We start from the raw sequence: 26,443 nt of genomic DNA on the forward strand, positions 1-26,443 counted from the left end.
CCGCGCATTATAGCGAAAATTTTAAAATTTACTTACCTTTTTCTATTACTTTTTTGGACGATTCTAAGACGTCGGTAATGTTATCTTTCATCCACTTAGGATCCATCCACTCCTCGGGTCTTACGTCCACGCCCTGAACTACGATGCCAAAATGCAGATGATCTCCGAAAGCAAAGCCGCTTGAGCCCGTCTGTGCTAGAATGTCGCCCGGCTTTACATCGCTGCCCACACTTAACTGCGTCGCCGAGCAGTGTCCGTAGATGCCGTATAATCCAAAGCCATAGTAAATTCCTAAATTTAATCCGAAAATTCCATTTTCCTGCGCAAAAACTACCTTGCCATAGTTGCTCTCTTTGATATCGGCGTTTGCAACGCTTGCTAGATCGAGCCCCATATGCCATGACTCGCTTACTTGTTCGTCGTTCATAAAAAATATACGATGATCGGCAAAGCTTGCTACCGCTGCGCCTTTAGCAAGCGGATAAAAAGGCTTTAGCTCAAATCCATTTATTTTATCCTCGTGCACCGCGCTAGTGGCAGCGTGCAGGTCATCCCCGTTTTTCTTACGCAAAGTTTCATTTACGAATTTAAATTTTTCCAGATCACTCATCGAGTTAAAATTCTGCGCATATTGGCTAGCCAGATCACTTACCTTACCGTTAATAAAACCCGAATTCAGCTTGATAGTAGAGACTTTATATTTTTTGTCCTGATAAAAATACTTGATCTGCGAAATGCTTTCGTTGCCTGCACGATCAGTGGCGACCGCTTCTGCGCGAAATTCCTCTAAATTTGCAGGCCACGCTACGAGAGACGCATAATAGCCATCTTTTACGAAAGGAATCGCTTTAAAAATTTTGCCATAGTTGGTTTCGACATAGACTTCGTTTAGGCGCTCGTCTTTTGCCGAAAATACGACTACGGCGCTACCACCTTTGGTGATTTTATAGGATTGATTGATGATATTTATGACGGGCTTTTTGTCGTCTATTATTATATTTGTCGTTTTTACGCTCTTATTTCCTTGCGCAAAATTCCACGAGCTAATATCGCTCGCAAAAACCTCGAGCTTGTAGTTTTTATCTTTATTAAGCATCAAATTTTTAGGAAATTGCACGGCAAGCTCTAGCGTCGTTTGCGGAACGTTCAGCTCCTCATTTAGTAGCGGTATCGTGCTGGCTCCGTCGTTTAAATTAACGCGAACGAGCTTAATGCCGGTATCATCTGAAATTTTAATCTTCAAAGGCGAGGTTAAATTCCAATAAATTTCATTTTCCAGCGCAATTTGCGGAGGATTTTTTTCAAATTTCGGCGAGGTAAAAATTCTAAAAATTCCATAAACCAAAGCGCATATTATAATAAGAAATATTAAAATTTTAAGCTTCGTTCCATTGCCATTTCTACGCATAAAAGAGCCTTTGATATGATTTTAAAGCGCGATTTTACAAGCTTAACTTAAATTATCGGTAAAGCGAGGCAAAATTTAACGCAAATCTTTAGCTATTTAAGAGGCGAATTTCAGATTTTAAATTCTAGCAATTTTATAATCTCAAAATTTATGAGCTTTAAAATTTGGTGGCGCGCTAAATACTAAGCAGTGAAATTCTGCGCGCGACAAAGCGACGTTTAATCGTTTATATCGTGATCTTTAAAATTTCAATATTAGAATTTCTTTAAATTATGCTAATGGCTTGTATTGATTTTTTAGAACTCTTAACCTAAAATTTTGCTAGACGAATGAAAATTTAAACTATTTTGATAAATAAAATTCTAAAAAATTCAAAACAAGCTATGCGTTTAAATTTCATCCTAAGCCGAGCGGAAATTCCAATTAAAATTTAGCTCAAACCAACCGCCTATAATAGCTGCAAATAAGCGCTACACAAAAAGCTAAAATCGCGAGCGTTATTAAATTTTAAGGCGTGCGGTAGAAATTCTACGCACGCCTTAACGTTCGCAAGTCGTCGCGTTTAATTAAATCTAGCGCCGATACTAAATTCGAAGCTATTTGTGTCGTCGTGCGGCTTTTTATTAAGCGGCTTAACGAAATATAGCTGCAAAGGCCCCATCGGCGTCATCCACTCGATACCAGCACCCGTGCTGTAGCGCTCCTCCTCGTTCCAGTCATGATCGCCGATCATTCCGTAGTCAAAAAACGTTACAAAGCGCATTTTAAGCCTATCGACCACCGGAAAGCTTAGCTCAAAAGAGTTATTGAAGCTCTGCATACCGCCCGTCTCAATATAGCGGCAATTATTTGAATTTAAGCAGATCTCTTTTTTCGGGATACTGCGACCTTCGTAGCCTCTAATGCTTTTCATTCCGCCTAGGAATAGCTTTTCGTTGATCGGGATCTTTTTATTACCTTCCCACATATAGCCCGTTGCAGCTTTGTATCTAAAGATAATGTCGTGATCGATATAATCTCGCAAGCCAAAGTAGTAGTTAAATGATCCTCGCGCCTTGGTGTAGTCCATATCGCCGCCAAGACCCGCGTATTCTAAGCTAGCACTTGCGATCATACCGCTTCTTGGCAAGTAATAATCATCGGTGCTGTTATATGTAATAGACGGGATAATCGAGCTTTTTAAATTCTTGCCATCTAGATAGCCTGCTTTGGCGTAATATTCATTTAAGCCCTTGATTTCGCTTTTTTCGAGATAATATGTAAGGCTTACATCGGTATTGCGCCCGATCTTGCGACCGCCCGTGATTGAAAATCCGTAAGATTTCTCATCGTAATCGTCCCAGTCATAGTCATTGGCAAAGATAGATCCGCCCAAGCTATACTCAGAATCAAATACTCTAGGATTGGTTAAGCTCAAACGTCCGCTTAACTGATCGTCGCTCTTTTCGACCGAGAATGCGCCGTGAAGGCCGGTGCCAAATACGTTACGATCGCTGATACCGCCGCTAAGTAAAATTCCATCCTCGCTGCCATATCCAATACCACCCGTGATAGAGCCCGTAGGAGCTTCTTTGACTGCGACTTCAAGATCGATCTGATCGTTAGAAACGCGGTTTTCTTTAATCTCCACCTCATCGAAATATCCCGTGCGTTTTAAAGAATTTAACGAATCGTTGTAGTCGGTTTTGCTATATAAATTTCCTTCGGTCAGATACATCTCGCGGCGGATGACCTTATCCTCGGTCTTATCGTTGCCTGAGATCGTTACGTTTCTAATATAGACTTTATCCTCTGGGATAACCTGATACGTGATAGCGACTGTGCGAGCTTCTTTGTCCTGCTTAGTCTTAGGCACGATGCGCACATAGGCGTATCCCTGATCGGCGACTAAAGTTTCTAGCGTATTCATATCGCGACGCAAACGCTCGGAATTCATCGTATCGCCCTTTTGAAGCTTAAAATCGTCCAAAACCTTTTCTTTATCAAGCTTGATTATATCTGCAGGATACTCGATATCTACGGAGCTTACGGTGTATTGCTCGCCCTCACTGATGTAGTAGGTAAGATCGGCAGTGTAATTATCCATATCGGCATTAAGTAGTGGCGCCGAAACCTGCGCGTCTAAGTAGCCTTTTTTATAATATTCTTCTTGAATTCTATTTGCATCGTTAGGAAGCTCTGCGGTTTTTACCTTGCCATCGTTAAAGCCCCACATCCAGCCCAACATCTCGCGTTCTTTATTGGCAACAGATGGCTCTATATCATCATAGTCGAGCTTGTCCGCACCTACTAAATTTACCTTATCGATGATGATATTTTCGCCGCGATTTACCTCGATCGTTAGTAATATGACCGATTTATCGTCGTTTATCGGCTTTGGATAAAATTCCACCACAGTGTCGAAAAAGCCCTTGACTTCGTAGTATTGCTTGATGCGGGTCTCCGCTTTTTTAGCAGCCACCTCATCGTAAACCTGACCCGGACGCAAACCGATGAGCTCATTTATCTTATCGCGGTCGTTGGTAACTACGTTTTTGATCTCGACCTTAGCGATAGTTGGTTTTTCGGTTACGTTGATAGTGACCGCGCCGCCTTGTTCGCTGATATAAACGTCGCTGAAATAGCCCTGCTCAAATAGCTTTGAGATCGCAGCATTGGTGTTTTCGCCGTTAAGCTCATCGCCTACCTTAAGTCCTGAAATTTGCTGTGCGACCTGTGGAGAAAGATGCCTAAGACCTTCGAATTTAATGGATTTGATCTGTGCGGCGCACGCCACGGAAATCCCGCCTACTAAGAGTAAAAAAACGCTTTTTTTCATAAAATTTTACCTAAAAACGAAAATAATTTGCGTATAATACCACATTAAAATTAAAACTTGCATATATCAAAAAGGAATTTTATGAAGATAGGAATTATCGGCCTGGGTCTCATCGGCGGCTCTCTTGGGCTATGTTTAAAAAGCACCAAAATAATTAGCGCCGTCTATGGCTGCGACATCAGCCGCGAAAACGAAAAAGAAGCGCTACGGCTCGGGCTCGTGCATGAAATTTTAAGCCTAGAGCAGATGAAGCAAATCTGTGACGCGATCTTTCTCGCAATCCCCGTGGAGGCAATTATTGAGACATTGCAAAAACTAAGCGACTGCAGAAGCGAGACGACAATCATCGATCTGGGAAGCACTAAATTTAAAATTTTGCAAAACTGCCCGCCGCAAATCAGACGAAATTTCATCGCAGCTCACCCGATGGCGGGCACCGAAGATTCCGGCCCGCAAGCGGCGTTTAAAGAGCTTTTAAACGGCGCGGTAGTCGTCATCTGCGACGATCACGGCGCGGATGAAGTGCATATCAAACGAGCGGTCGAAATTTTTTCGTTCGCGGGGATGAAGATCGTATTTATGGACGCAAAAAGCCACGATCACCACGTGGCGCTCATCTCACACCTGCCGCATGCGATCAGCTACTCGCTCGTAAATAGCGTGCTAAAAGAGGAAAATCGCCGCAACATCATAAATTTAGCCGGCGGTAGCTTTTCGGGCATGAGCCGTATCGCCAAAAGCTCGCCGCAGATGTGGGTCGATATTTTTAAGCAAAACCGCACGAACCTGCTGGGCGCGATCGATGCTTTTAAAAACGAGCTTGAAATTTGCGTGCAGATGATTCGTGACGAGCACTGGGATGAGCTTGAGGCGTGGATGTATGAAGCGCGTAAGCTAAGGGATATTATTTAAAATTTCAGCGCGGCTAGACTGCGCGACGGGAGCCGCAAGAGCACGCTTTTAAATTCTAAAATTTCGCTTTCAAATAGCCTGCGTAAATTTAAATTTTAATACGTGTGAGCCTGGATACGAACTCAAAAATCTATGCATTCTTGCGTAAAAATTTTCTTTGAGGGAAACTCCAGCGCGCAAAGCCTCGCCTTCTCACCCCAGTGCTTTTTATAAACACAGCCCAGATCGATATTTGCGCTAAATTCCGCAATGACGGGCTTTTTCACCGGCGTGTGCCCGTAGACGTTAAAAATTCCATCATTCGCGCTATCGTCGCCACGCCCGCTTAGCACGTGAGCTGCGAAGCTTTTCGTACGCTCTGCATCGTGTCTGATCCCCCACGCGCGACCCACTGCGGAGTGCAATACGACGAGCGCGCGACCGCTTTCATCACGCAAATCATACTCCAGGTAAATCGGCAGCCGCGAGACAAACCGCAGATGCTCCTTGCATTGCTTCATGCCTCCGTGACGATAATACGACGCTAGCGTCGCCTTACCGCCGTTATTAAACAGCCAGCTTTCATCCAAGCTAAAAAATGCGTAAGGGTCGTTTGAGCTAGTAAATTTGCCCGTTTTTGCGCATCTTAGAGCGGTTTTTGCATTGCGTATGAAGCGCCTTTCATGATTGCCCATCACTGCGTCATATCCGCGAGTGCGCACTAGCTCCACCACATCCGCACTCGCAGGGCCTCGGTCGATCAGATCGCCCACAAAGCAAATTTTACTATCAAATTTACGCGGCAGCTGTTCTATTAACGCCAAAAGCGATCTGTAACAGCCATGCACATCGCCTATGATGTAGATATTTTGCATAATTTCTCCTTAAATTTTAACGCCATCGCCTTTTAACGCGCGAGCTGTGATTATAGGCGGCAGGCGAGAATTTCGCGGCAAAGCTCTGCGCTAAATTTTAAAATTTCGCGCGCTAGGACTTGGACGGATAAACCCGCTTTAGGACCTCAGCTACGACGATCATAAAAAGAACGATAAATATTAATGCGCTAAGCAATGAGGAATAAAACGTGGCAAGATGCAAATCTGAAACAATCAGCGCCACAATCATCATCCCTAAAAATGGCGATAGTATCCAAACTGCTGCTGTAGGCAAAAATAAATTTACGAAAAAATCCGTGAGCTTACCAAAATCCTTTAGCTTTGCGGCAAGCACCGCACAAACCCCGCAAAAAGATATCCACAAAAATAGGAAATATACGCACTTCTGCTGTAGCCATTCTAAGGGATCGTCATCCCAGACGCTAGACGTGTCAAAAATCCGCCATACCACAAAATCGCCCAAGCTCGAAATATTCATCAAGCAAAAACTCATCGAAAATGCGCAGGCTATAATTTTTAAAATAATCATCAGAGTTCCTAAAATTATAAATTTAACTAAAAAATTCCTCGATCAGCCGCGCCATCTCACTCTCGGCGGCGACGTGATTGATCTGCTCGCGAAAGCTCGCGGCATTTTCGCGCCCCTTGGAGTATTCGTGCAGATGCTTGCGAAATATCGCTACGCCGCGCACGCCGTAATGGCTTAGCATTTGAGCGAAATGATAGAGCACGACCTCCCTTTTTAGCGCGTCGCTTGCCTGCTTGCCCGTTTTGATCTCGCGAAATATCCACGGCCTGCCGATGACCGCGCGACCGATCATCAGCGCGTCTGCGCCGCTAAGGTCTCGCACTGCGGGCGCATTGGAGGAGTTTATGTCGCCGTTTGCGATCACGGGGATTTGCAGCACGCGTTTAGCTCTTGCGATCGCGCCGTAATCCACCGCCGCGCTGTATCCGCCCGCCCTGGTGCGGCCGTGAATCGCGATAAAATCGGTCCCTGCACTTTGTACAGCGCGCGCGATATTTTCGATATCCACGGCGCCAAAGCCCAGCCGAACCTTCGCGCTCGTAAATTTTTTATTCGAATACTTTTTGATCGTCTCAACCAGGCGCGATAGGCGGGGTAGATCGAGCAGCAGCGCCGAGCCAGCACCCTGCTTTACGACTTTGGGAACGGGGCAGCCGCAGTTTAGATCGATGCCGTCGATGCCGTCAAATTTATTGATGAGCAGAACCGCCTTTTTGACGATCTCCGCATCGCTGCCTGCGATCTGCACGAAAAATGGGGTTTCGGCGGCGTTTTTTTCGAGCATCTTTAGCGTCTTTTCGCCCTCGAAAACAAGGGCGTTTGTGCTTATCATCTCGCTTACGGTAGCGTCGCAGCCGAATTTTTTCACTACGCCCCGCAGCGGCGGATCCGAAAAGCCCGCCAAAGGCGCCAAAAATAGAGGGTTTCTTTTAAAAAAATCTTCCGTCATTTTAAATTTCTCATTTTGATTTCGTCCGAATTTAAACCTTTAAATTTAATACCGCAATGCTTGCAGCGGGTTTTGCCGCGAGCTTTAAAATTTTAAATTTCATAGGCTACGTATTCGCATTTAGGCGCGAATTTTATTTTTAAGCTTGGCTAATTTGCATGGCGGCAAAACGGCAGCAAAGATGATCGCCACCAAATTTTATTTGCACGGCGAACCTGGCAAGCAGCTTTCAAAACGCCGCATGAAATTTTAAAATTTCAGCACTTTATTCGGCTAGCAAGTCTTGCGCTTTACGTTTAAATTTTAAATTTCGTAGCATAAATACAAAATCCGTTTACGCGCGCACTACACAAACAAATCTTTTAAATTTTACCGCTTGTGCGCATTGATCTTTCGATAAATTTTGAAATTTCAAATTTGCGCGAGTTAAAATTTTATCCGCACTTTAAAATTTATCGCGCAGGCTGTGTTTGATAGCCGCAAAGAGCGTAAAAGGTGGCTTCCTTTATTTGCACAAAACGAACTCGCAAAATTACCGAGCTAAAATAACAGCGACGCAGGAACATTTTTGCCGTTATCGCGCAAAAATAGCAGAATTTTAAACTTCTCAAACTCGTCGCCGTCGGCAAGGCTTAGCTGTTCTCTAAACTCGTCGATCATGCCAAGCTCATATAGCGCGTACAGATATGCCTCCGTCGCTTCTTGATTCTCGTTTTTGAGCCGCTCGAAAAAGGCTTTGTATTGCTCTGGAGCGAGATGATTTTTTAGCTTTTTAGCAAAGCCGATAAAATCCTGCTCGCTAAATTTTTCATTATTTACGAGATCGAAAAGCTCCTCGCTGCTGATCTCAAAGCTCGCGTCATTCACCGCGCGATCCACTAAAATATTTACCTCAGCTATATCTTTAGGAATTTTATAGGCCTTGATCTTATCGTAGCTTCCTTTGGCAAGCGCTACGGCATAGGCTTTTTTAGTGATATTTTCGCTATAAACGCCTTTGGTTTTTAAAATTTCATACGCATACGCAGGCTCGGCGTCGAGGCGATTGAGCTCGTTTTGCAAAAATAGTCCGTTATCTTTAGGAAGTTTATATTTTCGCAGATCCGCAACTTCGCCGTTTTTAACCTTCTCGATAACGCCTATAACTTCTTTTAGATCCTCATTTTTGACGTCTATGCCGGTGCTATCGTACCACGGAGATAAAATTTTAGTAAGCTCGCTCGGGTCTTTAAAATACTCGGTTTTAAAGTCTTTATTGGTATCAAGACCCAGCAAAACCTCTTTACTCATCGCATCGTATGCACTTAGATCCTTTGCGATCGCCCTTTTTGTGCGGTAAAACGCGAAGCTGTGAAAAACGATATGAAAAATCGCTAAAATCATATATAAAATTAACGGCAGTACGATCCACACTGCCACAGGAAGCGTAAGAGTAAAACCGAAAAGCCCTAGCGTATAGCTACTGCTTTGCTGCGTAAAGACCAAAATCGCGACGATTGCGATATAGACGATCGAATATAAAAAGAATTGCTTGGTTTTCATAGCTAACTCCTATTTTGCTTTTCCGCCTGTTCCTTGCACGAAATGCACAATCTCGCCTCCGGATTTACCTTAAGGCGCTCTAAGCTTATCTGCTCACCGCAGCTCTCGCAAAGCCCATAAGTGCCGTTTTCGATGCGCTTAAGCGCGCTTTCGATCTCTAAAAATGCCTTTTGTTGATTAACATTGAGCGAATATTCGATGCTTAAATCCGTATTCATACTCGCTACGTCAAAATCATCCGCAGCTTTATTTTCGCGCAATTCCGAAATTTCATTTACAGAGCTATTAATATTGGCGATAAGTTGCTCTCTTTTTTCTTCTAAAATTTTCTTGTAAAATTTCAACTCGTTTTTCTTCATTACTTCCCTTTATTTGTGATATGGATGGTTTGCGTTAATGCACAGAGCGCGAAAATTTGCTCAAAAAGCAAAAGTTTAGCGATTTTGTGCGCTAACGTAAGCCTGCTAAGACTGATTATTTTATCGGCTTTTGCCTTAAAATTTTCACTAAGCCCATAAGCGCCGCCGATGAAAAACGACACGGCGCTTTTATCCTTTAGCATACTCGCAAATTCCACGCTGTCTAGTGCCTGCCCGCGCTCATCCAGAGCTACGACGTATCCGCTAAGGCGCGGTAGATAAGCTTCATCGTATGCCCTAAGTGCGAGCTCGCGGGACGCTGCTTGGGCGCGAGCGATATTAGCGCTAAAAAAGGTCTGCTCTCGCACTTCGGCAAATTTAGCCGCCATTTTTTTATAATCGCTTATTGCGCCTGCGAACTCGTCCGCGCCCTTTTGGATGGAATTTACCGTTATCTGCACTACTCTTCGCTTCCCTCTTCGTGCAACGACTTATCGCTAGTATCATCGATCTGCACAGCGTTTTTGCTAAGCACGTTGATTATATCGCTTAGATACTGCCTCATCTCAGCTCTAGGCACGATCGCATCAATTAATCCATGCTCGAGCAGAAATTCCGATCTCTGAAAGCCTTCCGGCAGATCCGCGCCTATGGTTTGCTTGATAACGCGCTGTCCGGCAAAGCCGATAAGAGCACCGGGCTCTGCGATGATAATGTCTCCCAGCCACGCAAAGGACGCGCTTACGCCGCCCATCGTAGGATCAGTAAGAACGGAGATGAAAGGAATTTTATGCTCGGATAAAATTTTAAGCGCGGCGGAGGTTTTGCTCATCTGCATCAGCGAAAAGGTGCTTTCTTGCATCCTAGCACCGCCGCTTGCGCTTACGATGATTAGCGGCTCGTTTTTATCCAGACTGCGTTTTACGGCGCGCACGATCTTCTCGCCCTCCACGGAGCCCAGGCTTCCGCCCATGAAGTTAAAATCAAACACCACGAGCTGAATTTTTTGGCGACTTATAGCGCCCTCGCCCGCGATCACCGCGCTAAACCTGCCCGTTTTTTCCTTGCTCTCGGAGATGCGCTTTTTGTAGGATTTTTTATCGACGAATTTTAGTGGATCGACGGGCTGCAAATTTTGATCGTACTCCACGAAAGAGCCTTCGTCGCAGATCAGATCGATGCGAGCCTGCGCGTCAAAACGAAGGTGATAGTTACACTTGGGGCAAACGCTATGATTTTGCTCGACCTCTTTGCTATACATCAGCGCGCCGCATCCTGGGCACTTTATCCAGTGCGTAGGAGCTTCGCTCGGCGCAGGCTGCGTCCTACGTATTTTTGAAAATAGATCTCCAAAATTCATATGATTTCCTTTAAATTCTATGAAATGAAACTTCTGATTATAACCTAAAATTCTTTATTTAAATTTATATGTGAATTTCGCTAAAATAGGAAAATGCAAGGATTTATATTAAAAACGACCAAGGTTAGGGATGAGGACTGCATCGTAGACGTGCTAAGCGAAAGTGCGCTCGTGCGTGCGTACCGCTTTTACGGCGCGCGCCACTCAAACATCATCCAGGGCTATAAAATCGACTTCGAACTCTCGCAAAATCAAAACTTCCTGCCGCGTCTTAGCGGAGTAATGCATCTAGGATACGCGTGGCTCGGAAACCGCGAGAAGCTCTTGTTTTGGCAGCAGTTCATGCGGCTTTTACACGCGCATCTAAAAGACGCCGAGCATCTGGATAAATTCTATTACGAGCTGCTAAGCCGGGCTTCTGTGCGCTTCGGCAAACAAAATCCGCGTCGCATAATCGTAGAAAGCTACGCCGAAATTTTAAAATTTGAGGGGCGATTGCACGACGAGCCATATTGTTTTTTATGCGACGAAGAAATTTCGGAAGATATCACGCTATGCCGCGGCTTTTTGCCCGCGCACGAGCATTGTGCGCAAAGAGCGGGCTTCGCGCAGGATGAAATTTTAGAATTTTTACGAAGTAAAAAGACGCTAAATTTAAACGACGAAACTGTCGAGAGGCTCTACGACATAACGCTTGAGGGGCTTTGATCTGCAACGCACTTTATGAAGACGTGAAATTTCAAAACTCAAGCTAAATTTTAAAATTTCGTAGAATTTCAAAATTTTATGAAGGGATGGCTTTGCGCTTTATTTGCTTTGCTAACACAAAGCCGAATAATCCCGCATTGCGCGTAGTTTGCATTAAATTTTAACTAAACTAGCTAAAAAGCTTTTTCATCGCCTTAAAAAACATTGCGGTGAGCGGATTTGATTTGCCTGAGACCTTTGCGATCCAGCTCTCGTAGGTCTCGCCTTTGCTTTTTAGAAAGTCCACGAGCGCCTTTTGGCTAGCCTGCATACCGCCGTTTCTTTCAGCATCCAGTAGCGCCCTATAAATAGGCTCTATAGTTTCGATCGCAGATCTTGGCGGAGCCTTGCGAAATGCCGTGTATTCGGTGATCTGCCCTGTCACAGGATCTTTTTTAGAAGTAAATTCCGTAATGACCCAATAAAAGCGCCCATCTTTGGCTAAATTTTTTACCACGGCGGTAAAATCCTTGCCTTGTTGTATCGTATCCCACATAAGCTTAAACGCTATTCGCGGCATATCCGGATGTCGTATGATGTTATGCGGCTGCCCCAAAAGCTCAAGCTCGCTATAGCCGCAAATCATACAAAAATACGGATTTGCAAACGTGATAATGCCCTTCGGATCGGTTTTGGAAACGATATAGCGCTTCTCATCGAGTTTAATTTCCTGATTAATCGGAGTCGGTCTTTGCATTTTTAATCCTTTGCTTAAAAATTTATTGCAGAGTATATAAAATTTTTCTTTTCAGAAATATTAAATTTTCGTTAAATTTTTATAAATGTTAAATCTTTAAGTGAATTTTTAAAATTTAATGTATAATCTCAAATCAAAATTTCAAAAGGCAGTGCGTTGAAAAATCCCTTCCTATCGCTTAAATACTCAAATTTTAGAATTTATTGGATCGGGATGAACCTCTCACTGATCGGTTCTTGGATGCAAAGCGTCGCGCTGCCGTGGCTAGTGCTAAGCATCACCGCAGACGCTTTTAAGGTCAGCCTCGTAGCTGCGGCGAGGTTCTTGCCCGCACTACTTTTCACGCCGTTTTCCGGTGTACTGCTCGATAAGTTTAATCGCAAAAAGATCCTTCTGCTTGCTCAAATAGGCATGGCGGTGACTGCCTCAATTTTCGCAATTATGAGCTTTTGCGAGCTATATTCTTTCGGCAAAATTTTATTTTGCGCTTTTGCAAGCGGCATCTTTACCAGCATGGATGCCCCGAGCCGTCAGTCGATGGTAAAAGACCTCATCGACTCGCCCCGCGATCTAGCCAACGCCATAGCATTAAATTCTATGTCCTTTAACGTCGCTCGTATCGCAGGACCCGCACTTGCGGGGATCGTGATGGCGCTGTGGGGCGTGGGCTTTTGCTTTTTATTCAATGCACTTAGCTTTTTAGGCATCATCGTTTCGCTGTTTTTCATAAAAATTCCGCCATCCGCTACTACACTATCTAGCAGAAGCGGAGGCGTTTTTGCCTCGATCGGTGCTGGAATTTCGTATGTCTTGCACAAAAAAATTCTAAGCGAGCTAATGATAATAGTACTTATCGTAGCGACGCTGGTGCCAAATTACAACGTAACAATCTCGGCACTTGTTAAGCTTAGCCTCGGCGCGGATGAGAGAAGCTTTGGATATTTGATGTCGGCTCTAGGCGTGGGGGCCTTTTGCGGCGCGCTTTTCGTAGCGGTTTTTGATAAACTTGGCATCCGCAAAATAAGATCGTGCGCGATCGCTATGGGGATGAGCTTAGCTCTTACTGGGGCTGCGAATTCCTTCGTATGGGCTGCGGTAGGGCTTGCCGTAACTGGATTTCTTTTCGTAATCACAAACTCCAGCATCAATTCCACCGTGCAGATGCACGTAAGCAACGAATTCCGCGGACGCGTGCTTAGCTTATACGCGCTCTTTTTAATAGGTAGTACGCCATTTGGAGCGCTCATATCAGGCTTTTTTACCGAGTTATTAGGCGCTCGCGTAGCCCTTGCAATCTGCGGCGCAATTAGCATTTTGCTACTGCTGGCGCTATTTTACGGCTTTAAAATACGGTGCAGGATGCATTTTATCTTTCGAGATGAAGTCTAAGCCAAAAGCTGCATTATCAAAATTAACCTTATTTTTACGATGAAGCCTTAGAATTCCTACCGAAATTTAAAGGTAAGGAGTTTTTATGAATAGACGAAATTTCTTAAAAAGCACCGCCGCAATCGGCACGTTAGCGACATTGAATCTAAATTTAAACGCTAGCGCGGTCACCGGCGGGACGGAAAAGAAAGTCGCCAGCGTCTGCGAGATGTGCTCCTCGCGCTGTCCTATCGAGGTAACCGTCAAAAACGGTCGCGGCGCTCTCATCGAGGGCAACCATCGCTTTTCAAACAAAACCTCGGTCTGCGCTCGCGGAGGCGCGGGCATCAATCAGCTCTACGACGATCAAAGGCTCATTAAGCCGCTCATTCGCGTGGGCGAGCGCGGCGAAGGCAAATTTAGGGAGGCGAGCTGGGATGAGGCGCTTAAAATTTGCGCGCAGAAGCTCGGTGAGATTTCGCAAAAATACGGCCCGCAGAGCGTAGTTTTTACCTCTAAAACGGGCGAGCACCACACTCAGATGATGAATTTCGCCTGTGCCTACGGCAGCCCAAACATCTACTCGCACTGGTCCTGTTGCCCGATCACTTATAATATCGCCGTGCCGCACACTTTCGGCGCCAATATGCAAAGAGACTACGGCGACGCAAAATATATCGTAAATTTCGGCCACAATCTCTTTGAGGGCATCGACATCTCAAAAACAAAAAAGCTCGCAAAAGCCGCGAGCAGAGAGGATGTAAAGCTTTTGGTCCTCGATCCGCGCTTTAGCGTCGTAGCTTCCAAAGCCGACGAGTGGCTACCGATAAAGCCGGGAACCGACGCGGCGTTTTTGATGGCGCTGATTCATGTCTGGCTGCGCGATAACAAATACGACAAAAAATTTATCGAACAATACGCCGTAGGGCTAGAGGAGCTAAAGCAGTCCGTGAAGGATACGACGCCGCTTTGGCAAGAGGGCATCACGGGCATCAAGGCAGACAAGATCGAGCGCATCGCAAATGAAATTTACGCCGTGGCTCCCGCAGTCATAATCGATTGGGGTCATAAAACCACGACCGCCAAGGCCGAATATATCCGCACGCGCGCCATCGCGATCGCAAACGCGCTGATGGGAAACGTCGAGAAAAAAGGCGGAATTTACTTCTCTAAAGATTCCAAAACCTTCAACGCGCTTTGCAAAGAGGATCTATTCCCTACCATCTCAAACCCGGATAAGGAGTTTAAAATTCCAAAGACCGCTCGCATCGACGGCTGCGGCGAGGAAGGTAGCGAAAATTTCTTCGTGCCGCGCAAACACGGCGTTTTGATGCAGATCGCGCCTACGATTTTAAGCGAAAAACCTTACCCTGTAAAAGGCTGGGTCAGCACGCGCTTTAACCACCTCATCAACGTTGCGGGCGTGGATAAGAGCGTAGAAGCGATCAAAAAGCTGGACTTCGTACTCGCAATCGACGTGTATATGAGCGACTTCGCGTGCTTAGCCGACGTGATCTTGCCCGAATCCACGTATTTGGAGCGCGACGAGTCGATTCAAAACAAAGGCGGCACCGCGCCGGGATTTGTGATGCGAAATAAAGCCGTCGAGCCGGTGGGCGATACGAAGTGCGGCTATGAAATTTTTAGAGAGCTTGCAAGGGTGATGAAGATCGATAAGGACTACACTTGGAACAATATCGACGAATACCGTATGCAGCAAGCCAAAGGCAACGCCGAGCTAATCGCAAATTTAATCAAAAACGGCTACGTAAGCTACAAGGTGCCGAAGCTGTATTACCGAGAGCCGAAGCTCGTGGCTAAATTTATCGATAAATATCCTGCCGCGGCGGAGTTCGTGGACGAAAACGGCGAAATGAGCTCGCAGATGAAATTTAAAACCCCGAGCGGCAAGATCGAGCTTTTCGCGCCGAAGGTGGAGGAGCTTTTCGCAGGATACGGCTGCTTAAATACCGAGGGTATGGACGTATTCGGCGGGCACAAATACTGCCTGATGAGCGGCAAGACCGCGCTTCACACCAACGGCCATACGCAAAATGTCAAAATTTTAAACGATATGATGAGCGAATCGCCGGTTTGGATCAGCCCTGCTTCTGCAAAGGCGGAGGGGCTAAAGACGGGCGATATCGTGAAGCTCAAAAATAAATTCGGCGAGCAAAAAGCTAAAATTTTCGTCACGCAAGGCATCAGAGACGACTGCCTATTTTTATACCACGGCTTTGGGCACGTAAGCCCGGGGCTAAAGCGCACGAACGGCATAGGCACGAACCAAAGCGTCCTTCTCGATCCGGCTGCGGGTCCTGTGGTAAGCACGATGGTAACCAACGTCGGCGTCGATATAGTTAAAATTTGAAAGGGGCGGTTATGAAAAAACTCATAATGATTCACGACGAAAATTTATGTATAGGTTGCCAAGCCTGTTCGGTTGCGTGCAGGAACGAAAACGGCGTACCTGGCGGCGTTTATAGGCTGCAGGTGCACGGCAAAACAAGCGGCGTTTTTCCAAATTTGAAGCTAGATTATTCGCGCGCCAGCTGCGTTATGTGCGAGAATAGCCCTTGCGTGGACGTCTGCCCTACGGGAGCGAGCTTTAAAACCAAAGACGGCGTAACGCTCATAGACGAGAGGCTTTGCGTCAGCTGCAAATACTGCATCCTGGCCTGTCCTTACGACGCGAGGTTTGTAGATCCCGTCACGCACGCTATCGGCAAATGCACCTTTTGCTACACGAACCGCACTAGCAAAGGTTTGCAGCCTGCCTGCGTAAGCGTGTGCCCAACGGATGCTTTAACTTTCGGCGACGTAAATGACGTAAATTCCGAGGTAAACAAACTGTTAGCCAAAACAAGCGTAGAATATCCAAAAGCGTATCTAAACACCAAACCGCGTCTAGCAAATATCAAAAACAAAAAAGGAGGACGCTATGAATAATATGTGGGGCGATATGAGCCAATACTCTGAAATTTACTGGCCTTGGCCGATTGCAATTTATCTATTTTTGGCGGGTCTTAGCGCGGGAGCGACGATGGTGGCGCTTTTAGTTAAATGGAATCGCCACGAAAGCGAGCAAAATTCCATCTGGGACGCGATGATTAGAGCGGGTGCGATCACGGCGCCACTTGCGATCTGCGCGGGGCTTTTGCTTTTGATCTTTGATCTGGGCAAGCCATTTAGCTTTTATCTTTTGCTGATCAAATTTAACTTCGGCTCGGTGATGAGCCTCGGCGTTTTGGCGCTTTTGATCTACGTGCCGTTTAGCTTTGTATTTGCGCTATGCGTATTCGGCGAGGAAATTTGCAAATTTAAACTGCTCGCTTTTCTGCGCCCTATCGTAAATTTACTAAGCTCATTCGCCAAGGCTTCTAAACTATTCGAGCGAGTTTTGTTTATCCTTGCTCTTTGCGTGGGCGCATATACGGGCTTTTTGCTAAGCGCGGTGATGAAAATTCCGCTTTGGAATACTCCGGTGCTACCGATTTTATTTCTGCTATCCGGCTTTTCCAGCGGCATCGCGGCGAGCATTTTAGTGGGACTTTTGTTTTTTAAAGGCTCGTTAAACAAAGATAGCATAAAATACCTTTTGATGCTTGATCTGCGCGCGATACTCTTTGAAATTCCGCTTTTATTCATTCTGTTTGTCGGGATGTATTTTGAGGGCGGCACTAGCGCGCTTGCGGCACAGCAGGCTTTGACGCACGAAATTTACGGTAAAATTTTCTGGATCGGCGTTTTAGGCATGGGGCTCATCGCTCCGATCATCATCGCCTTTACGGCGCTGAAAAACCACGCCTACAAGCCTGCGTTTATAGTTTTAAATTCTTTCGTCGTGCTTTGCGGCGTCATTCTGCTTCGCTACTTCGTTGTATATGCGGGGCAAATTTGCACGGGAGCGTAGTCTCGCTCCCAATTTAGGGAACGGGTTTGAAAATTTTACTTTTAGAAGACGATTTTGAATATAGAAGCAGCGTAAGCGAGTATCTACAGGAGCTTGGCTACGAGGTGGACGAATGCGCCAGCGGCGACGCAGCCTGCGATAAGATCGCCGCGAATGCCTACCATCTGCTGATTTTAGACATCAAAGTGCCGGAGGTTTCGGGCGAAGAGGTGTTGAGATACGCGCGAAGCCTCGGACTCAACACTCCCGTGATGATGATGACCTCGCTCGGCGACATCGACGATTTGAGCCAGTGCTACGAGCTAGGCTGCAACGAATATCTAAAAAAACCCTTCCACCTAGCCGAGCTTAAATTTAGAGTAAGCGAGCTGATGCGAAAGTATTTCGGCGACGAAAAGGGCGCCGTCAAGATCGCGGATAAATTTCACTACTTCGCAAATTTAAAAATTTTAAAACGCGCGGACGAAGAGATATCGCTAAGCGCCAAAGAGATCAAAATCATAGAATTTCTGCTCGCCAATATCAAAAGATTCGTAAGCGTCGATGAGCTCATCGCTGACGTGTGGGACGGCGATGCGGGCAGCGTCGATGTGCGCGTGCATATCAGTAACCTCCGCTCCAAAACGAGTAACGACTTCATCCTCTCCAGCCGCGGACTCGGATATAAGATCAATGCTTAAAGGGTTTAAATTTACGCTTTTTAGCGCGATCTTCATCATCGGCGCTTTTATAAGCGAGAGTCTTTATATCATCTATTTAAACTCCAAAATCGAGGAGAGCGCCGACGTCGCCGAGCTGATACAAAAAAGTGGCGAAGCTCTAGCCGGCGCATATCCCGATCTAAAAGACGAGCTCATCTACGACTACGCGATCCTAAACGCAAACGGCGAAATTTTAAGATCAAACCTAAGTGTGCAGCCGCCCGATTTTGCGTTTATCACGCTGAAATTCGGCGGACGGGTATTTTTTAAGCGCCACTTTCTGCATGAGGGCAAGCTGCATTTTTTCGTCATCTCAAAAAAGATAAGCTACGCAAAGATAGAATTTATCGCGATCTCTACGATCTTTATCACGATTTTTGTAGCGCTCATCATCGCGCTGTTTAACTACAAAATCATAAAAAATTTCTACGCGCAGCAAAGCAACCTCATCAAGGCGTTTTTCAACGACGCGATGCACGAGCTAAAGACCCCTCTGGGCGTCGCGCTCATCAATACCGAGATGCTTGGGCTGCGCGACAAACACACTGCGCGTATCAAATCCGCGCTTAAGCAGATGGTAATTACTTACGAGGACGTGGAGTACTTCATCAAAAGCGGCAAAATGAGCCTAAAAAGCCGGCGCATCGATATGAGCGAGTTTTTGAGCGCTAGGATAAATTTCATCTATCTGGTCGCAAAAAGCAAAAATATAAGCCTGCAGCCCCGCATTGCGCCGGACGTGAGCGTTTTTATGGACGAGACTTCGCTAATGCGCCTCATCGACAACACGCTAAGCAACGCCGTAAAATATTCGCGCCCCGGCGGTCGCGTCATCATTCGTTTAGAAAAAGGCATAAGCATAGCGGCCTTTAGCGTGCAGGACTTCGGCATCGGCATAAAGGATACGAGCGCCATCTGGGCGAGATATGCGCGCGAAAACGCGGCTCTTGGCGGCTTTGGCCTTGGGCTAAACATAATCGATAAAATTTGCAAGCGCTACGGAATCGCAAAAAGCGTCAGCTCAAAACCGAACGAAGGCAGCACCTTTTGCTACAAAATCCCGCTGTTTAAGCAGAAGCTCTTAGACTAAGAAGGCGCGTTAAATTTAGGCGTAAATTTTAAAATTTAGAAGTAGAATTCGCGCGGCTAAGGCTTTTTGAATTTTATTTTAACGCGACTTTTCAGCCGCCTTTAAGTTCCCTACCTTCTAGGTATTCTTTTTCCACATCGTATTTTACGTTGCCGCAATTATCGAAATAATATTTGGGCGAATTGCTAGATTTTTCATAGTATGTTCTTAAATTATATTCAGTTGGAATTTTATCAAATAACAAAATAGATTTGGATTGCAAAAAGTTATCTCCAATTATAAAATTTTTATCCAACATAAGAAACACGCTATCTTCAAAACACAAAATCAAAGGCTTCGTAAAACCGACTATTTTATCGACAGAATCAACTTTCAGATATTGTTTCGGATCCGTTACGGTCGCCTTTAGTTCTGTAATATAGAAATCCTCAATAGTTTTTACTTTATTGCTGCTGTTTTTTAAAATTTTAAGATAATTCTCAAAGTTCAAGTCTTGCATTTCATAATAATCAGTGGAATACTTATGTTTTATATCATCGTTCTCTCTATAACTCGCTATCTTTTTTAATACGATAATTTCTTTATCTAAAAATTCTCCGACGGCGCGCCTATACAGCTCCTCTTTCGGTAAAATTCTATCCTCTTTAAGACAGTATCCTTGCTTGTATTTGTTGTAATCGAAAGTAGAAACTATCACGAAGCCTCGTGAAGTGGAGTAATCTGGTACGATGCGGATAAATGCGGCACAGAGTATCGCCGCCAGAAGCAGCGCTCCAGCTAGCACTTTAAATTTAACGGATTTATAAAATTTCATACCGACGCTCCTTTTAAAATTTAAAATTTCAGCGCAAATTTCCGCGATTTTACGATTAAATTTAAAACGCCCGCCGTTACAAAGCAGACAAGCCACGGTCGCCTAAATTTAAATCCTGCCGCTAGCCTTCGCGGTGCAGAATTATATAGCCCAGCTTCGTGCCGTTTTCGTCCGAAAACGCCCTCACGTAAAAATAATGCCCGTCCTTTTTGATAAAGCTCTGCGCCCCAAAATCAAGCGTCGCCAAAATCGATAAAACGTCGTAATCCGGCGCGCTGTTTACGACGATAAAGTCCTTGATAACGCCTATTTTATCGTAAAAGCAGTCGGTCTCAAACCTCTTATCTACGAGGATAAAAATATCGTTTCCCATGCGGTTGATCTGCGCGATGACGTGCTCGAAATCGAGCATTATCTCGGCGCTTCCGATAAATTTGCCCTCGCTAAAAACGGGCGAAATTCCGCGCATAAAAACCCCGCACCGCCCCATCTCGACGAGCGCTTTTGGAAGCAGACTATGGCGGATCTGCAAAAGCGAATGGCGAAACGAGCTCAGATCGTCGTCGTAAAATTCGTCGCTCCAGCTCCTAGCCAGGCTTCTGGTGTTTTGCGTATGAAAATGTATCTTCACGCCCGTGTAGAAGGGCACCGCGCTTAAGATGTCTTTGTATTTTTTCGTCACGTCCATACACTCGCCATGTTTGCCGCTTTCGAAGCAGCGCACCACGTCGCTGTTCTGCGATAAAATCAGCGAGATCGCAAAGGCGTTTAGCTTCTCTTCGTCCACGATCTTTTCAAACAAACTCGCGCTAAAATCGAACTGCTGCTTGATTTTTATCTCGTTTTCCTCGTTTTTAAAGCGCAGGTAAAACGCGAAGGTAGCGACGCAGCAAGCAAGCGCGAAAAGGATTAGGTATTTTTTGGATCGCGCGCCTATCATCTGAATTCCATCTTTAAATTTGCCGCTAAAATTTCTGCAAATTCGCTAAATTCCGGCAGATCGAGCTTACCGTTTCGCATCTTTTTACCCCAAACGGACTCTGGAAAAAAACTGTCGTTTTTAAAGCGCGCTTGGACGTGAAAATGCACGCGCGGCACGTAGTTGGCGAAGCTTGCGATGTTGATCTTATCGGGCGCGTAAAACTCCCGCAGGCTCTTTTCGCACTGAAGCACGGCGCGCCACAGATGCACCAGCGTCGCCTCGTCGCAGTCGCTGAGCTCTTTAAATTTTGCCTTCGTAAAGACCTTCACCCACGGCACTTCGTGCTCCTCGCGCTCCACATAAATCATCTCATCTTCGTAAATCATCGCTTCTCCTTGAAAATGGAATTTTAATGCAAAGCCCATTAAAGCTCGGTAAATTCCTCTTATATAAATAATATACTAAAATACAATAATTAAATATATCTATAAAATCTCGATATATTCGTGATTTTTATGTTATAATTCTATCTTTTAAAAGGAATATATATGAAATCAGTTTGGGTAATGATCCTATGCGCCGCGGCGATTTTGATGATTACGATGGGCATTCGTATGTCATTAGGTCTTTTCGTGCAGCCTATAATGCAAGCAAATTCCCTATCCATCGCGCAAGTAAGCTTTGCGATGGCAACTACGCAGCTGGTATGGGGCTTTTCGCAACCGCTTAGTGGGATACTTGCAGACAGGCTCGGTGCCTACGTCGTGCTGTTTTGGGGCAGCGTGCTTCTGGCGATTAGCTGCACTCTTGTGCCGTTATTTAGCAGCGAAAGCGCGCTTGTATTAACGATGGGTTTTGGGCTTGCGCTGGGGCTTGGCGCGGGTAGTTTTCCAATTCTAATGAGCCTAATGGCGAAGCGCCTGCCATTTTCTATCCGCTCGGTTGCTAGCGGAGTGCTAAATGCAGGCGGCTCGTTCGGGCAGTTTTTATTTGCGCCAATGATTGGGTTTTGTATCGCAACGCCTGCTTTGGGATACGGCGGCGCATTTTTTACGCTCGCAGGGCTTAGCTTGCTAATTCTGCCGCTTGCGAGACTTTTGGCAGGCGGTAAAATTCTATTCGGCGAGCAAACCAGCCTGCATGAAGAAGATAAACGCAGCTTAGGCGAAGTGCTGCGTTTAGCGCTGCGCGATAAAAGCTATATTTTGATAAATTTAAGCTTTGCTACGTGCGGTTTTCACGTAGCGTTTTTAGTGACGCATCTGCCTAGCGAAGTAGCACTAAGCGGGCATGGCGCGCAGGTAGCGTCCTTTTCGCTCGCACTAATCGGTATCGCTAACATCGTAGGCAGCTTATTAGTAGGCTGGTGTGTTTCCAAAGTGCGCTGCAAAGTCATTTTATTTTGTATATATGCCCTGCGTATCGCTCTTATTGGTGCTTATGTGCTCTCGCCCAAAGATAGCCTTACGTTTTATATCTTCAGCGTGGGATTAGGATTTACCTGGTTAGCGACCGTACCGCCTACTGCGGCTGCCGTCGGTAAGCTATTAGGGACGCGATATTTAGCAAGCCTATTTGGATTTACGATGCTTTCGCATCAAATCGGCGGATTTTTTGGCGCATATATCGGAGGTCTTGCGGTGCGAGCATACGGCGCGTATGATTATATGTGGTATTTGGATATGACACTAGCGGCTATTGCAGCTCTGCTAAGCCTGCCTATGCGTGAAGCTAAGATGAAGCACGTGAAATTTTAAAAATTTTATGGGATTTTGAAATTTACGGACGGAATTTTCGCGAAATTTTGCAAGCTAAATTACGACAGAATTTTGGAAATTTTAAAATTTATCGGATTTTATGTTTCGCACTATGAAATTTTACTTTAGCTTTAAAATTCCGCTACGATAAAATGCAAAATCCGCTTATGCTTTCAAATTTAGCCGAGAGGAGCTTTTAAATTTTATAGAATTTTGAAATTTTAAAATTTCGGCTCGTGCAGCATTTTAAGAGCCGGCGCGAGAGCGTCTGCAAAGCCTTTAAATTTTTCAAATTCCTCCACGCTAAACTCTGTGCTAAACTCCGCTCCCGCAGCACCGAAGCTTGCTTCATAAATAAAACCCGATTTTTTTAAAAAATGTTCAAATTTCGCCACCGCCGCAAACGGCACGAAAAATATGCACTTCTTACGCAGCACGAATTCCACTAGCTCTGCGGCGTCCGCAGCGGCGTCTATCGCGGCATTCGCGCTACTAGCGTATGCCCGCACTAGCCCGCCGGTACCCAGCTTGATGCCGCCGAAGTAGCGCACCACGAGCACGGCGGCATTAATGAGCTCGGCGCCGCGAAGTGCGTTTAGACACGGTGCGCCCGCGGTCGATTTGGGCTCGCCGTCGTCGCTTGAGTTTTCTACGATCTGCCCGGGCTCGTTCAGCGCGCGATACGCCCATACGATATGCCGCGCCTTGGGGTGTTGCTGCCGCAACTGCGCACGCAGCGCCTCAAAGCTCGCTATCGGCGCGAGATAGGCGATGAAGCTTGATTTTTTGATCTCCTGCGCGGCGCTGATCTCTTTTTCAATCGTTTTCAAGGCTTTCCTTTGCGGAATTTTATCTTTTTTGCATTATAATAAAAGTTCAAAAAAAGATCAAAGGAGCTTCATGATCCAGACTTGTTTATTTCCCGCGGCGGGCTACGGCACGCGCTTTTTGCCCGCGACCAAATCACTACCAAAAGAGATGCTTCCGATCCTTACCAAGCCGCTCATTCACTACGGCGTGGACGAGGCGCTGGAGGCGGGCATGGACAATATGGCCTTCGTCACGGGTCGCGGCAAACGCGCGCTGGAGGATTATTTTGACCGCAGCTACGAGCTGGAGGATCAAATTTCAGGCAGTAGCAAGGAGTATCTGCTCGACGAGATCAGAGCGCTTATGAAGCGCTGCACCTTCTCTTTCACGCGCCAAGAGCAGATGAAGGGGCTCGGTAACGCGATTTATACGGGTAAAATTTTAATCCGCGACGAGCCTTTCGGTGTGGTGCTTGCAGACGATCTATGCGTGAACGAAAACGGCGAGGGCGTGCTTGCGCAGATGGTTAAAATTTACGAAAAATACCGCTGCAGCGTCGTTGCGGTAATGGAGGTGCCGCCGCAAGACGTAAACAAATACGGCATCATCGCAGGAAAGAGTATCAGCGACGATCTGATAATGGTCTCGGATATGATCGAAAAGCCCGAGGCTAGCGAGGCTCCGTCGAGCTTAGCCATCATCGGGCGCTACATCCTAACGCCTAATATTTTCGATCTCATCGAGCAGACGGCGCCGGGTAAAAACGGCGAGGTGCAGATCACTGACGCGCTTTTAAAACAGGCTCAAAACGGCGTGGTGATCGCGTATAAATTTAAAGGCACTCGCTTCGACTGCGGCTCGGTAAAAGGCTACGTGGAGGCGATCAAATATTTCTACGAGCGAGAATTCGGCGATGGTAAAAAATGAGCTGTTTTTCCCGCCGGCAAAAGAGGGCGCGCTAGAAGAGGTAGCGGCAAAGATCCGCGCCGAATACGAAAGCGGCGAGGTAGGCTACTACCGCCTGCCGCAGCAAGGCGCAGACGAAATAGCGCGGGCGGAGGAATTTTTTAGCGCGCGAAGCTACGACGGGGTCGTGCTTTTGGGCATCGGGGGTTCCAGCGTTGGCGTGCGGGCGCTTTATGAGATGCTGCGTCCGCGCGTAAGAAAGAATTTGCGCTTTGAAATTTTAGATAATTTAGACGCTTTTAGCGTGCGTCACGCGCTCGAAGGACTAAATTTTGCTCGCACGATCTTTATCGTATCGTCCAAATCAGGCGGCACGATTGAGACGATCTCGCTTTTTAAGGTCGTTTTGCAGCGTTTTGGAATTTCAGATTTAAAGACGCTAGCAAAAAATTTCATCTTCATCACCGATGCAGGCTCGCCGCTGGATGTCTTCGCGCGCGAGCACGGCGCCTGCGTGATAAATATGCCCGCTAACGTAGGCGGTCGTTTTAGCGTGTTAAGTGCGGTAGGGCTAGTGCCCGCAGTTGGGCTAGGCCTTGATGCAAGCGCGATGCTACGCGGAGCTGCCGCCGCAAAAGAGCGGTATCTGGATGAAATTTTAGCAGGCGATCCCGCTAAAATCGCGGAGAATAAAATTCTACGAAAAGCCCATCACTACGCCACGCACAAAAGTGCGAAAATTAACGTCCTTTTTAGCTATGGCGATGCGCTGCGCGCATTGGGCGAGTGGTACGTGCAGCTATGGGCGGAAAGCCTAGGTAAAAAGATCGGCTTTAGCCGCGAGGGGCTTACTCCTGTGGGGCTTGTAGGCTCGCGCGATCAGCACAGCTTCCTTCAGCTCATAATGGACGGCGTAAAGGATAAGACCGTGACTTTCTTAAAGCTCACGGACAACGGCACTGCGGATGCGGTGCCCGGTATCAGTCTGCAAGGTCTTGAGGGCTGTGACTTCGTAAACGGCATGCGACTGGATGAGGTGCTAAATCTTCAGTGCGATGCTACGCTGCAAGCCGTACTAAATGAGGGTATAAGCGTCGATCTCATCGAGGTTTCGCGGCTTAGTGAACAGAGCGTGGGCGAGCTATTTTACTACTTCGAGCTGCTAACCAGCGCTACTGGAGCGATACTGGGCGTCACCACTTACGATCAGCCGGGCGTCGAGGTAGGTAAGAGAATTTTAAAATCGCTAGTTTTGAAATCGCGAGATTAGAATTTGCGGCGCTAGCTAGACGGAATTTCGCTGGGTCAAATTTTACTAAAGCCAGGCTCTACTCGCACCCTATTTTGCTTAGGCTAAATTTTAGAATTTTAAAATTGGCGCCGCGAAATTTTGATTTCGCGCTACGAGCATTTGGAATTTTTTCGCAAAATTTCACGGTAAAATTCCAAAATTGTACCGCGAGGCTTAAAAATTTTACGACTTGCGAGCGCACAAGGAGGCAAAATGAAAATCACAGAAATCGATCACTTTGTACTAGTTACGGGCGATCTGCAAAAATGCGTGGAATTTTACGAAGGAATTCTGGGGCTAGAGCACGTTTGCGAGGGCGACAAACACAGCCTGCGTTTCGGCTCCTCAAAGATCAACATCCACACTCGCGCGGGCGAGTTCGCGCCGTTTGCGGCGCGTCCTAGCGCAGGCTCAGCGGACTTTTGCCTCATCTGCGAAGATCAAAGCGCACAGCAGCTCAAAACGGAGCTGGAAAGCAAAGGAGCGCAAATAGAGCTTGGCGTCGTACCTCGCAACGGCGCGCGCGGCGCTATGCAAAGTATCTATCTGCGCGATCCTGACGGCAATCTCGTAGAGCTCGGCGTATATGAAGGCAGCGATGATAGCGCGTAAATTTTGAGATAAAATTTCAAGCGGAACGTTAAAATTTAAATTTTCTAAATTCTATCTTTCATT

General features: G+C 46.2%; 25 protein-coding genes and 1 pseudogene. 12 read left to right on the top strand and 14 right to left on the bottom strand.

Features of this window, described 5'->3' with window-relative positions; all coding sequences use genetic code 11:
• Positions 1-28: 28 nt before the first annotated feature.
• Positions 29-1,408 (bottom strand): M23 family metallopeptidase, encoded by a 1,380-nt coding sequence (locus KH703_RS02970; RefSeq protein WP_304293999.1) that lies wholly within the window; start codon positions 1,406-1,408, stop codon positions 29-31.
• A gap of 562 nt (positions 1,409-1,970) precedes the next feature.
• The gene (gene bamA / locus KH703_RS02975; RefSeq protein ID WP_298831607.1) at positions 1,971-4,226 is read right to left on the bottom strand and encodes an outer membrane protein assembly factor BamA; all 2,256 of its coding nucleotides are present in this window, start codon (positions 4,224-4,226) and stop codon (positions 1,971-1,973) included.
• Positions 4,227-4,307: 81 nt separating this feature from the next.
• Between bamA and KH703_RS02980 the strand changes: the two genes are divergently transcribed.
• Positions 4,308-5,138: a prephenate dehydrogenase gene (locus tag KH703_RS02980; protein ID WP_304294002.1), complete on the top strand. Its 831-nt coding sequence runs from the start codon at positions 4,308-4,310 to the stop codon at positions 5,136-5,138.
• A 122-nt stretch (positions 5,139-5,260) separates the two neighbouring features.
• Here KH703_RS02980 and KH703_RS02985 read toward each other — a convergent pair whose 3' ends face one another.
• From KH703_RS02985 to accD, 7 genes and pseudogenes are all read right to left on the bottom strand, one after another.
• Positions 5,261-5,992 (bottom strand): metallophosphoesterase, encoded by a 732-nt coding sequence (locus tag KH703_RS02985; protein WP_304294004.1) that lies wholly within the window; start codon positions 5,990-5,992, stop codon positions 5,261-5,263.
• Positions 5,993-6,104: 112 nt separating this feature from the next.
• Positions 6,105-6,542 (bottom strand): hypothetical protein, encoded by a 438-nt coding sequence (locus KH703_RS02990; protein ID WP_304294005.1) that lies wholly within the window; start codon positions 6,540-6,542, stop codon positions 6,105-6,107.
• 22 nt (positions 6,543-6,564) lie between these two features.
• Complete coding sequence (locus KH703_RS02995) at positions 6,565-7,491, bottom strand: tRNA-dihydrouridine synthase (protein ID WP_304294007.1); 927 nt, start codon at positions 7,489-7,491, stop codon at positions 6,565-6,567.
• Between the two features lie 540 nt (positions 7,492-8,031).
• Positions 8,032-9,033, bottom strand: coding sequence for a LapA family protein (locus tag KH703_RS03000; RefSeq protein WP_304294009.1), 1,002 nt, complete (start codon positions 9,031-9,033; stop codon positions 8,032-8,034).
• Between the two features lie 2 nt (positions 9,034-9,035).
• Positions 9,036-9,392 (bottom strand): RNA polymerase-binding protein DksA, encoded by a 357-nt coding sequence (gene dksA / locus KH703_RS03005; protein ID WP_005872423.1) that lies wholly within the window; start codon positions 9,390-9,392, stop codon positions 9,036-9,038.
• Between the two features lie 9 nt (positions 9,393-9,401).
• Positions 9,402-9,853, bottom strand: a pseudogene (locus KH703_RS03010) (23S rRNA (pseudouridine(1915)-N(3))-methyltransferase RlmH).
• Entirely contained in the window at positions 9,853-10,752 is a 900-nt protein-coding gene (accD, locus tag KH703_RS03015) for an acetyl-CoA carboxylase, carboxyltransferase subunit beta (protein ID WP_005872426.1), read from the bottom strand. Before accD ends, KH703_RS03010 begins: the two are co-directional and overlap by 1 nt.
• Positions 10,753-10,845: 93 nt before the next feature.
• Here accD and recO point away from each other — a divergent pair, with 93 nt between their 5' ends.
• Positions 10,846-11,460, top strand: coding sequence for a recombination protein RecO (gene recO, locus KH703_RS03020; RefSeq protein ID WP_304294013.1), 615 nt, complete (start codon positions 10,846-10,848; stop codon positions 11,458-11,460).
• A gap of 169 nt (positions 11,461-11,629) precedes the next feature.
• Here recO and KH703_RS03025 read toward each other — a convergent pair whose 3' ends face one another.
• Positions 11,630-12,196: a PAS domain-containing protein gene (locus tag KH703_RS03025; protein WP_005870765.1), complete on the bottom strand. Its 567-nt coding sequence runs from the start codon at positions 12,194-12,196 to the stop codon at positions 11,630-11,632.
• Positions 12,197-12,352: 156 nt separating this feature from the next.
• On the opposite strand from KH703_RS03025, the gene KH703_RS03030 reads away from it, so the two are divergent.
• From KH703_RS03030 to KH703_RS03055, 6 genes are all read left to right on the top strand, one after another.
• A complete protein-coding gene (locus tag KH703_RS03030) occupies positions 12,353-13,585 on the top strand; it encodes an MFS transporter (protein ID WP_304294019.1) in 1,233 nt (410 codons plus the stop codon).
• An 85-nt stretch (positions 13,586-13,670) separates the two neighbouring features.
• Positions 13,671-15,935 carry a thiosulfate reductase PhsA gene (phsA, locus tag KH703_RS03035; RefSeq protein ID WP_304294021.1) on the top strand — a complete coding sequence of 755 codons (2,265 nt, stop codon included), beginning with the start codon at positions 13,671-13,673 and terminating at the stop codon, positions 15,933-15,935.
• An 11-nt stretch (positions 15,936-15,946) separates the two neighbouring features.
• Positions 15,947-16,513, top strand: coding sequence for a 4Fe-4S dicluster domain-containing protein (locus tag KH703_RS03040; protein ID WP_304294023.1), 567 nt, complete (start codon positions 15,947-15,949; stop codon positions 16,511-16,513).
• Positions 16,506-17,477 carry an NrfD/PsrC family molybdoenzyme membrane anchor subunit gene (gene nrfD, locus KH703_RS03045; RefSeq protein ID WP_304294025.1) on the top strand — a complete coding sequence of 324 codons (972 nt, stop codon included), beginning with the start codon at positions 16,506-16,508 and terminating at the stop codon, positions 17,475-17,477. Before KH703_RS03040 ends, nrfD begins: the two co-directional genes overlap by 8 nt.
• A gap of 26 nt (positions 17,478-17,503) precedes the next feature.
• Entirely contained in the window at positions 17,504-18,157 is a 654-nt protein-coding gene (locus KH703_RS03050; RefSeq protein WP_304294027.1) for a response regulator transcription factor, read from the top strand.
• Positions 18,150-19,268 (top strand): HAMP domain-containing sensor histidine kinase, encoded by a 1,119-nt coding sequence (locus KH703_RS03055; RefSeq protein ID WP_304294029.1) that lies wholly within the window; start codon positions 18,150-18,152, stop codon positions 19,266-19,268. Before KH703_RS03050 ends, KH703_RS03055 begins: the two co-directional genes overlap by 8 nt.
• Positions 19,269-19,359: 91 nt before the next feature.
• Here the strand turns inward: KH703_RS03055 and KH703_RS03060 are convergent, their stop codons facing one another.
• The 3 genes from KH703_RS03060 to KH703_RS03070 form a co-directional block, all read right to left on the bottom strand.
• A complete protein-coding gene (locus KH703_RS03060; RefSeq protein ID WP_304294030.1) occupies positions 19,360-20,082 on the bottom strand; it encodes a hypothetical protein in 723 nt (240 codons plus the stop codon).
• A gap of 121 nt (positions 20,083-20,203) precedes the next feature.
• Complete coding sequence (locus KH703_RS03065) at positions 20,204-21,022, bottom strand: cache domain-containing protein (protein WP_304294033.1); 819 nt, start codon at positions 21,020-21,022, stop codon at positions 20,204-20,206.
• Positions 21,019-21,390, bottom strand: coding sequence for an HIT family protein (locus tag KH703_RS03070; RefSeq protein WP_304294034.1), 372 nt, complete (start codon positions 21,388-21,390; stop codon positions 21,019-21,021). The genes KH703_RS03065 and KH703_RS03070 overlap by 4 nt, the downstream gene beginning before the upstream one ends.
• Positions 21,391-21,552: 162 nt before the next feature.
• Here KH703_RS03070 and KH703_RS03075 point away from each other — a divergent pair, with 162 nt between their 5' ends.
• A complete protein-coding gene (locus KH703_RS03075) occupies positions 21,553-22,761 on the top strand; it encodes an MFS transporter (protein WP_304294036.1) in 1,209 nt (402 codons plus the stop codon).
• A gap of 221 nt (positions 22,762-22,982) precedes the next feature.
• Here KH703_RS03075 and KH703_RS03080 read toward each other — a convergent pair whose 3' ends face one another.
• The gene (locus KH703_RS03080; RefSeq protein ID WP_304294039.1) at positions 22,983-23,591 is read right to left on the bottom strand and encodes a YigZ family protein; all 609 of its coding nucleotides are present in this window, start codon (positions 23,589-23,591) and stop codon (positions 22,983-22,985) included.
• Between the two features lie 70 nt (positions 23,592-23,661).
• Here KH703_RS03080 and galU point away from each other — a divergent pair, with 70 nt between their 5' ends.
• The 3 genes from galU to KH703_RS03095 all read left to right on the top strand — a co-directional run bounded on the left by galU (position 23,662) and on the right by KH703_RS03095 (position 26,380).
• Positions 23,662-24,498, top strand: coding sequence for a UTP--glucose-1-phosphate uridylyltransferase GalU (gene galU, locus KH703_RS03085; protein ID WP_297948736.1), 837 nt, complete (start codon positions 23,662-23,664; stop codon positions 24,496-24,498).
• Complete coding sequence (locus KH703_RS03090; RefSeq protein ID WP_304294041.1) at positions 24,485-25,747, top strand: glucose-6-phosphate isomerase; 1,263 nt, start codon at positions 24,485-24,487, stop codon at positions 25,745-25,747. The genes galU and KH703_RS03090 overlap by 14 nt, the downstream gene beginning before the upstream one ends.
• A gap of 234 nt (positions 25,748-25,981) precedes the next feature.
• Positions 25,982-26,380 (top strand): VOC family protein, encoded by a 399-nt coding sequence (locus KH703_RS03095; RefSeq protein ID WP_304294043.1) that lies wholly within the window; start codon positions 25,982-25,984, stop codon positions 26,378-26,380.
• Positions 26,381-26,443: the final 63 nt, after the last annotated feature.

Source organism: Campylobacter gracilis (genome assembly GCF_018374135.1).
Classification (GTDB): domain Bacteria; phylum Campylobacterota; class Campylobacteria; order Campylobacterales; family Campylobacteraceae; genus Campylobacter_B; species Campylobacter_B gracilis_A.

Coding starts and splice junctions, on each gene's coding strand:
- phsA (WP_304294021.1), top strand. CDS start 13,671: ATGAATAGACGAAATTTCTTAAAAAGCACCGCCGCAATCGGCACGTTA.
- galU (WP_297948736.1), top strand. CDS start 23,662: ATGATCCAGACTTGTTTATTTCCCGCGGCGGGCTACGGCACGCGCTTT.
- KH703_RS02970 (WP_304293999.1), bottom strand. CDS start 1,408: ATGCGTAGAAATGGCAATGGAACGAAGCTTAAAATTTTAATATTTCTT.
- dksA (WP_005872423.1), bottom strand. CDS start 9,392: ATGAAGAAAAACGAGTTGAAATTTTACAAGAAAATTTTAGAAGAAAAA.
- KH703_RS03025 (WP_005870765.1), bottom strand. CDS start 12,196: ATGCAAAGACCGACTCCGATTAATCAGGAAATTAAACTCGATGAGAAG.
- bamA (WP_298831607.1), bottom strand. CDS start 4,226: ATGAAAAAAAGCGTTTTTTTACTCTTAGTAGGCGGGATTTCCGTGGCG.
- KH703_RS03075 (WP_304294036.1), top strand. CDS start 21,553: ATGAAATCAGTTTGGGTAATGATCCTATGCGCCGCGGCGATTTTGATG.
- KH703_RS03095 (WP_304294043.1), top strand. CDS start 25,982: ATGAAAATCACAGAAATCGATCACTTTGTACTAGTTACGGGCGATCTG.
- KH703_RS03090 (WP_304294041.1), top strand. CDS start 24,485: ATGGTAAAAAATGAGCTGTTTTTCCCGCCGGCAAAAGAGGGCGCGCTA.
- KH703_RS03040 (WP_304294023.1), top strand. CDS start 15,947: ATGAAAAAACTCATAATGATTCACGACGAAAATTTATGTATAGGTTGC.
- nrfD (WP_304294025.1), top strand. CDS start 16,506: ATGAATAATATGTGGGGCGATATGAGCCAATACTCTGAAATTTACTGG.
- KH703_RS03060 (WP_304294030.1), bottom strand. CDS start 20,082: ATGAAATTTTATAAATCCGTTAAATTTAAAGTGCTAGCTGGAGCGCTG.
- KH703_RS02985 (WP_304294004.1), bottom strand. CDS start 5,992: ATGCAAAATATCTACATCATAGGCGATGTGCATGGCTGTTACAGATCG.
- KH703_RS03065 (WP_304294033.1), bottom strand. CDS start 21,022: ATGATAGGCGCGCGATCCAAAAAATACCTAATCCTTTTCGCGCTTGCT.
- KH703_RS03070 (WP_304294034.1), bottom strand. CDS start 21,390: ATGATTTACGAAGATGAGATGATTTATGTGGAGCGCGAGGAGCACGAA.
- KH703_RS02995 (WP_304294007.1), bottom strand. CDS start 7,491: ATGACGGAAGATTTTTTTAAAAGAAACCCTCTATTTTTGGCGCCTTTG.
- KH703_RS02980 (WP_304294002.1), top strand. CDS start 4,308: ATGAAGATAGGAATTATCGGCCTGGGTCTCATCGGCGGCTCTCTTGGG.
- KH703_RS02990 (WP_304294005.1), bottom strand. CDS start 6,542: ATGATTATTTTAAAAATTATAGCCTGCGCATTTTCGATGAGTTTTTGC.
- accD (WP_005872426.1), bottom strand. CDS start 10,752: ATGAATTTTGGAGATCTATTTTCAAAAATACGTAGGACGCAGCCTGCG.
- KH703_RS03000 (WP_304294009.1), bottom strand. CDS start 9,033: ATGAAAACCAAGCAATTCTTTTTATATTCGATCGTCTATATCGCAATC.
- KH703_RS03055 (WP_304294029.1), top strand. CDS start 18,150: ATGCTTAAAGGGTTTAAATTTACGCTTTTTAGCGCGATCTTCATCATC.
- recO (WP_304294013.1), top strand. CDS start 10,846: ATGCAAGGATTTATATTAAAAACGACCAAGGTTAGGGATGAGGACTGC.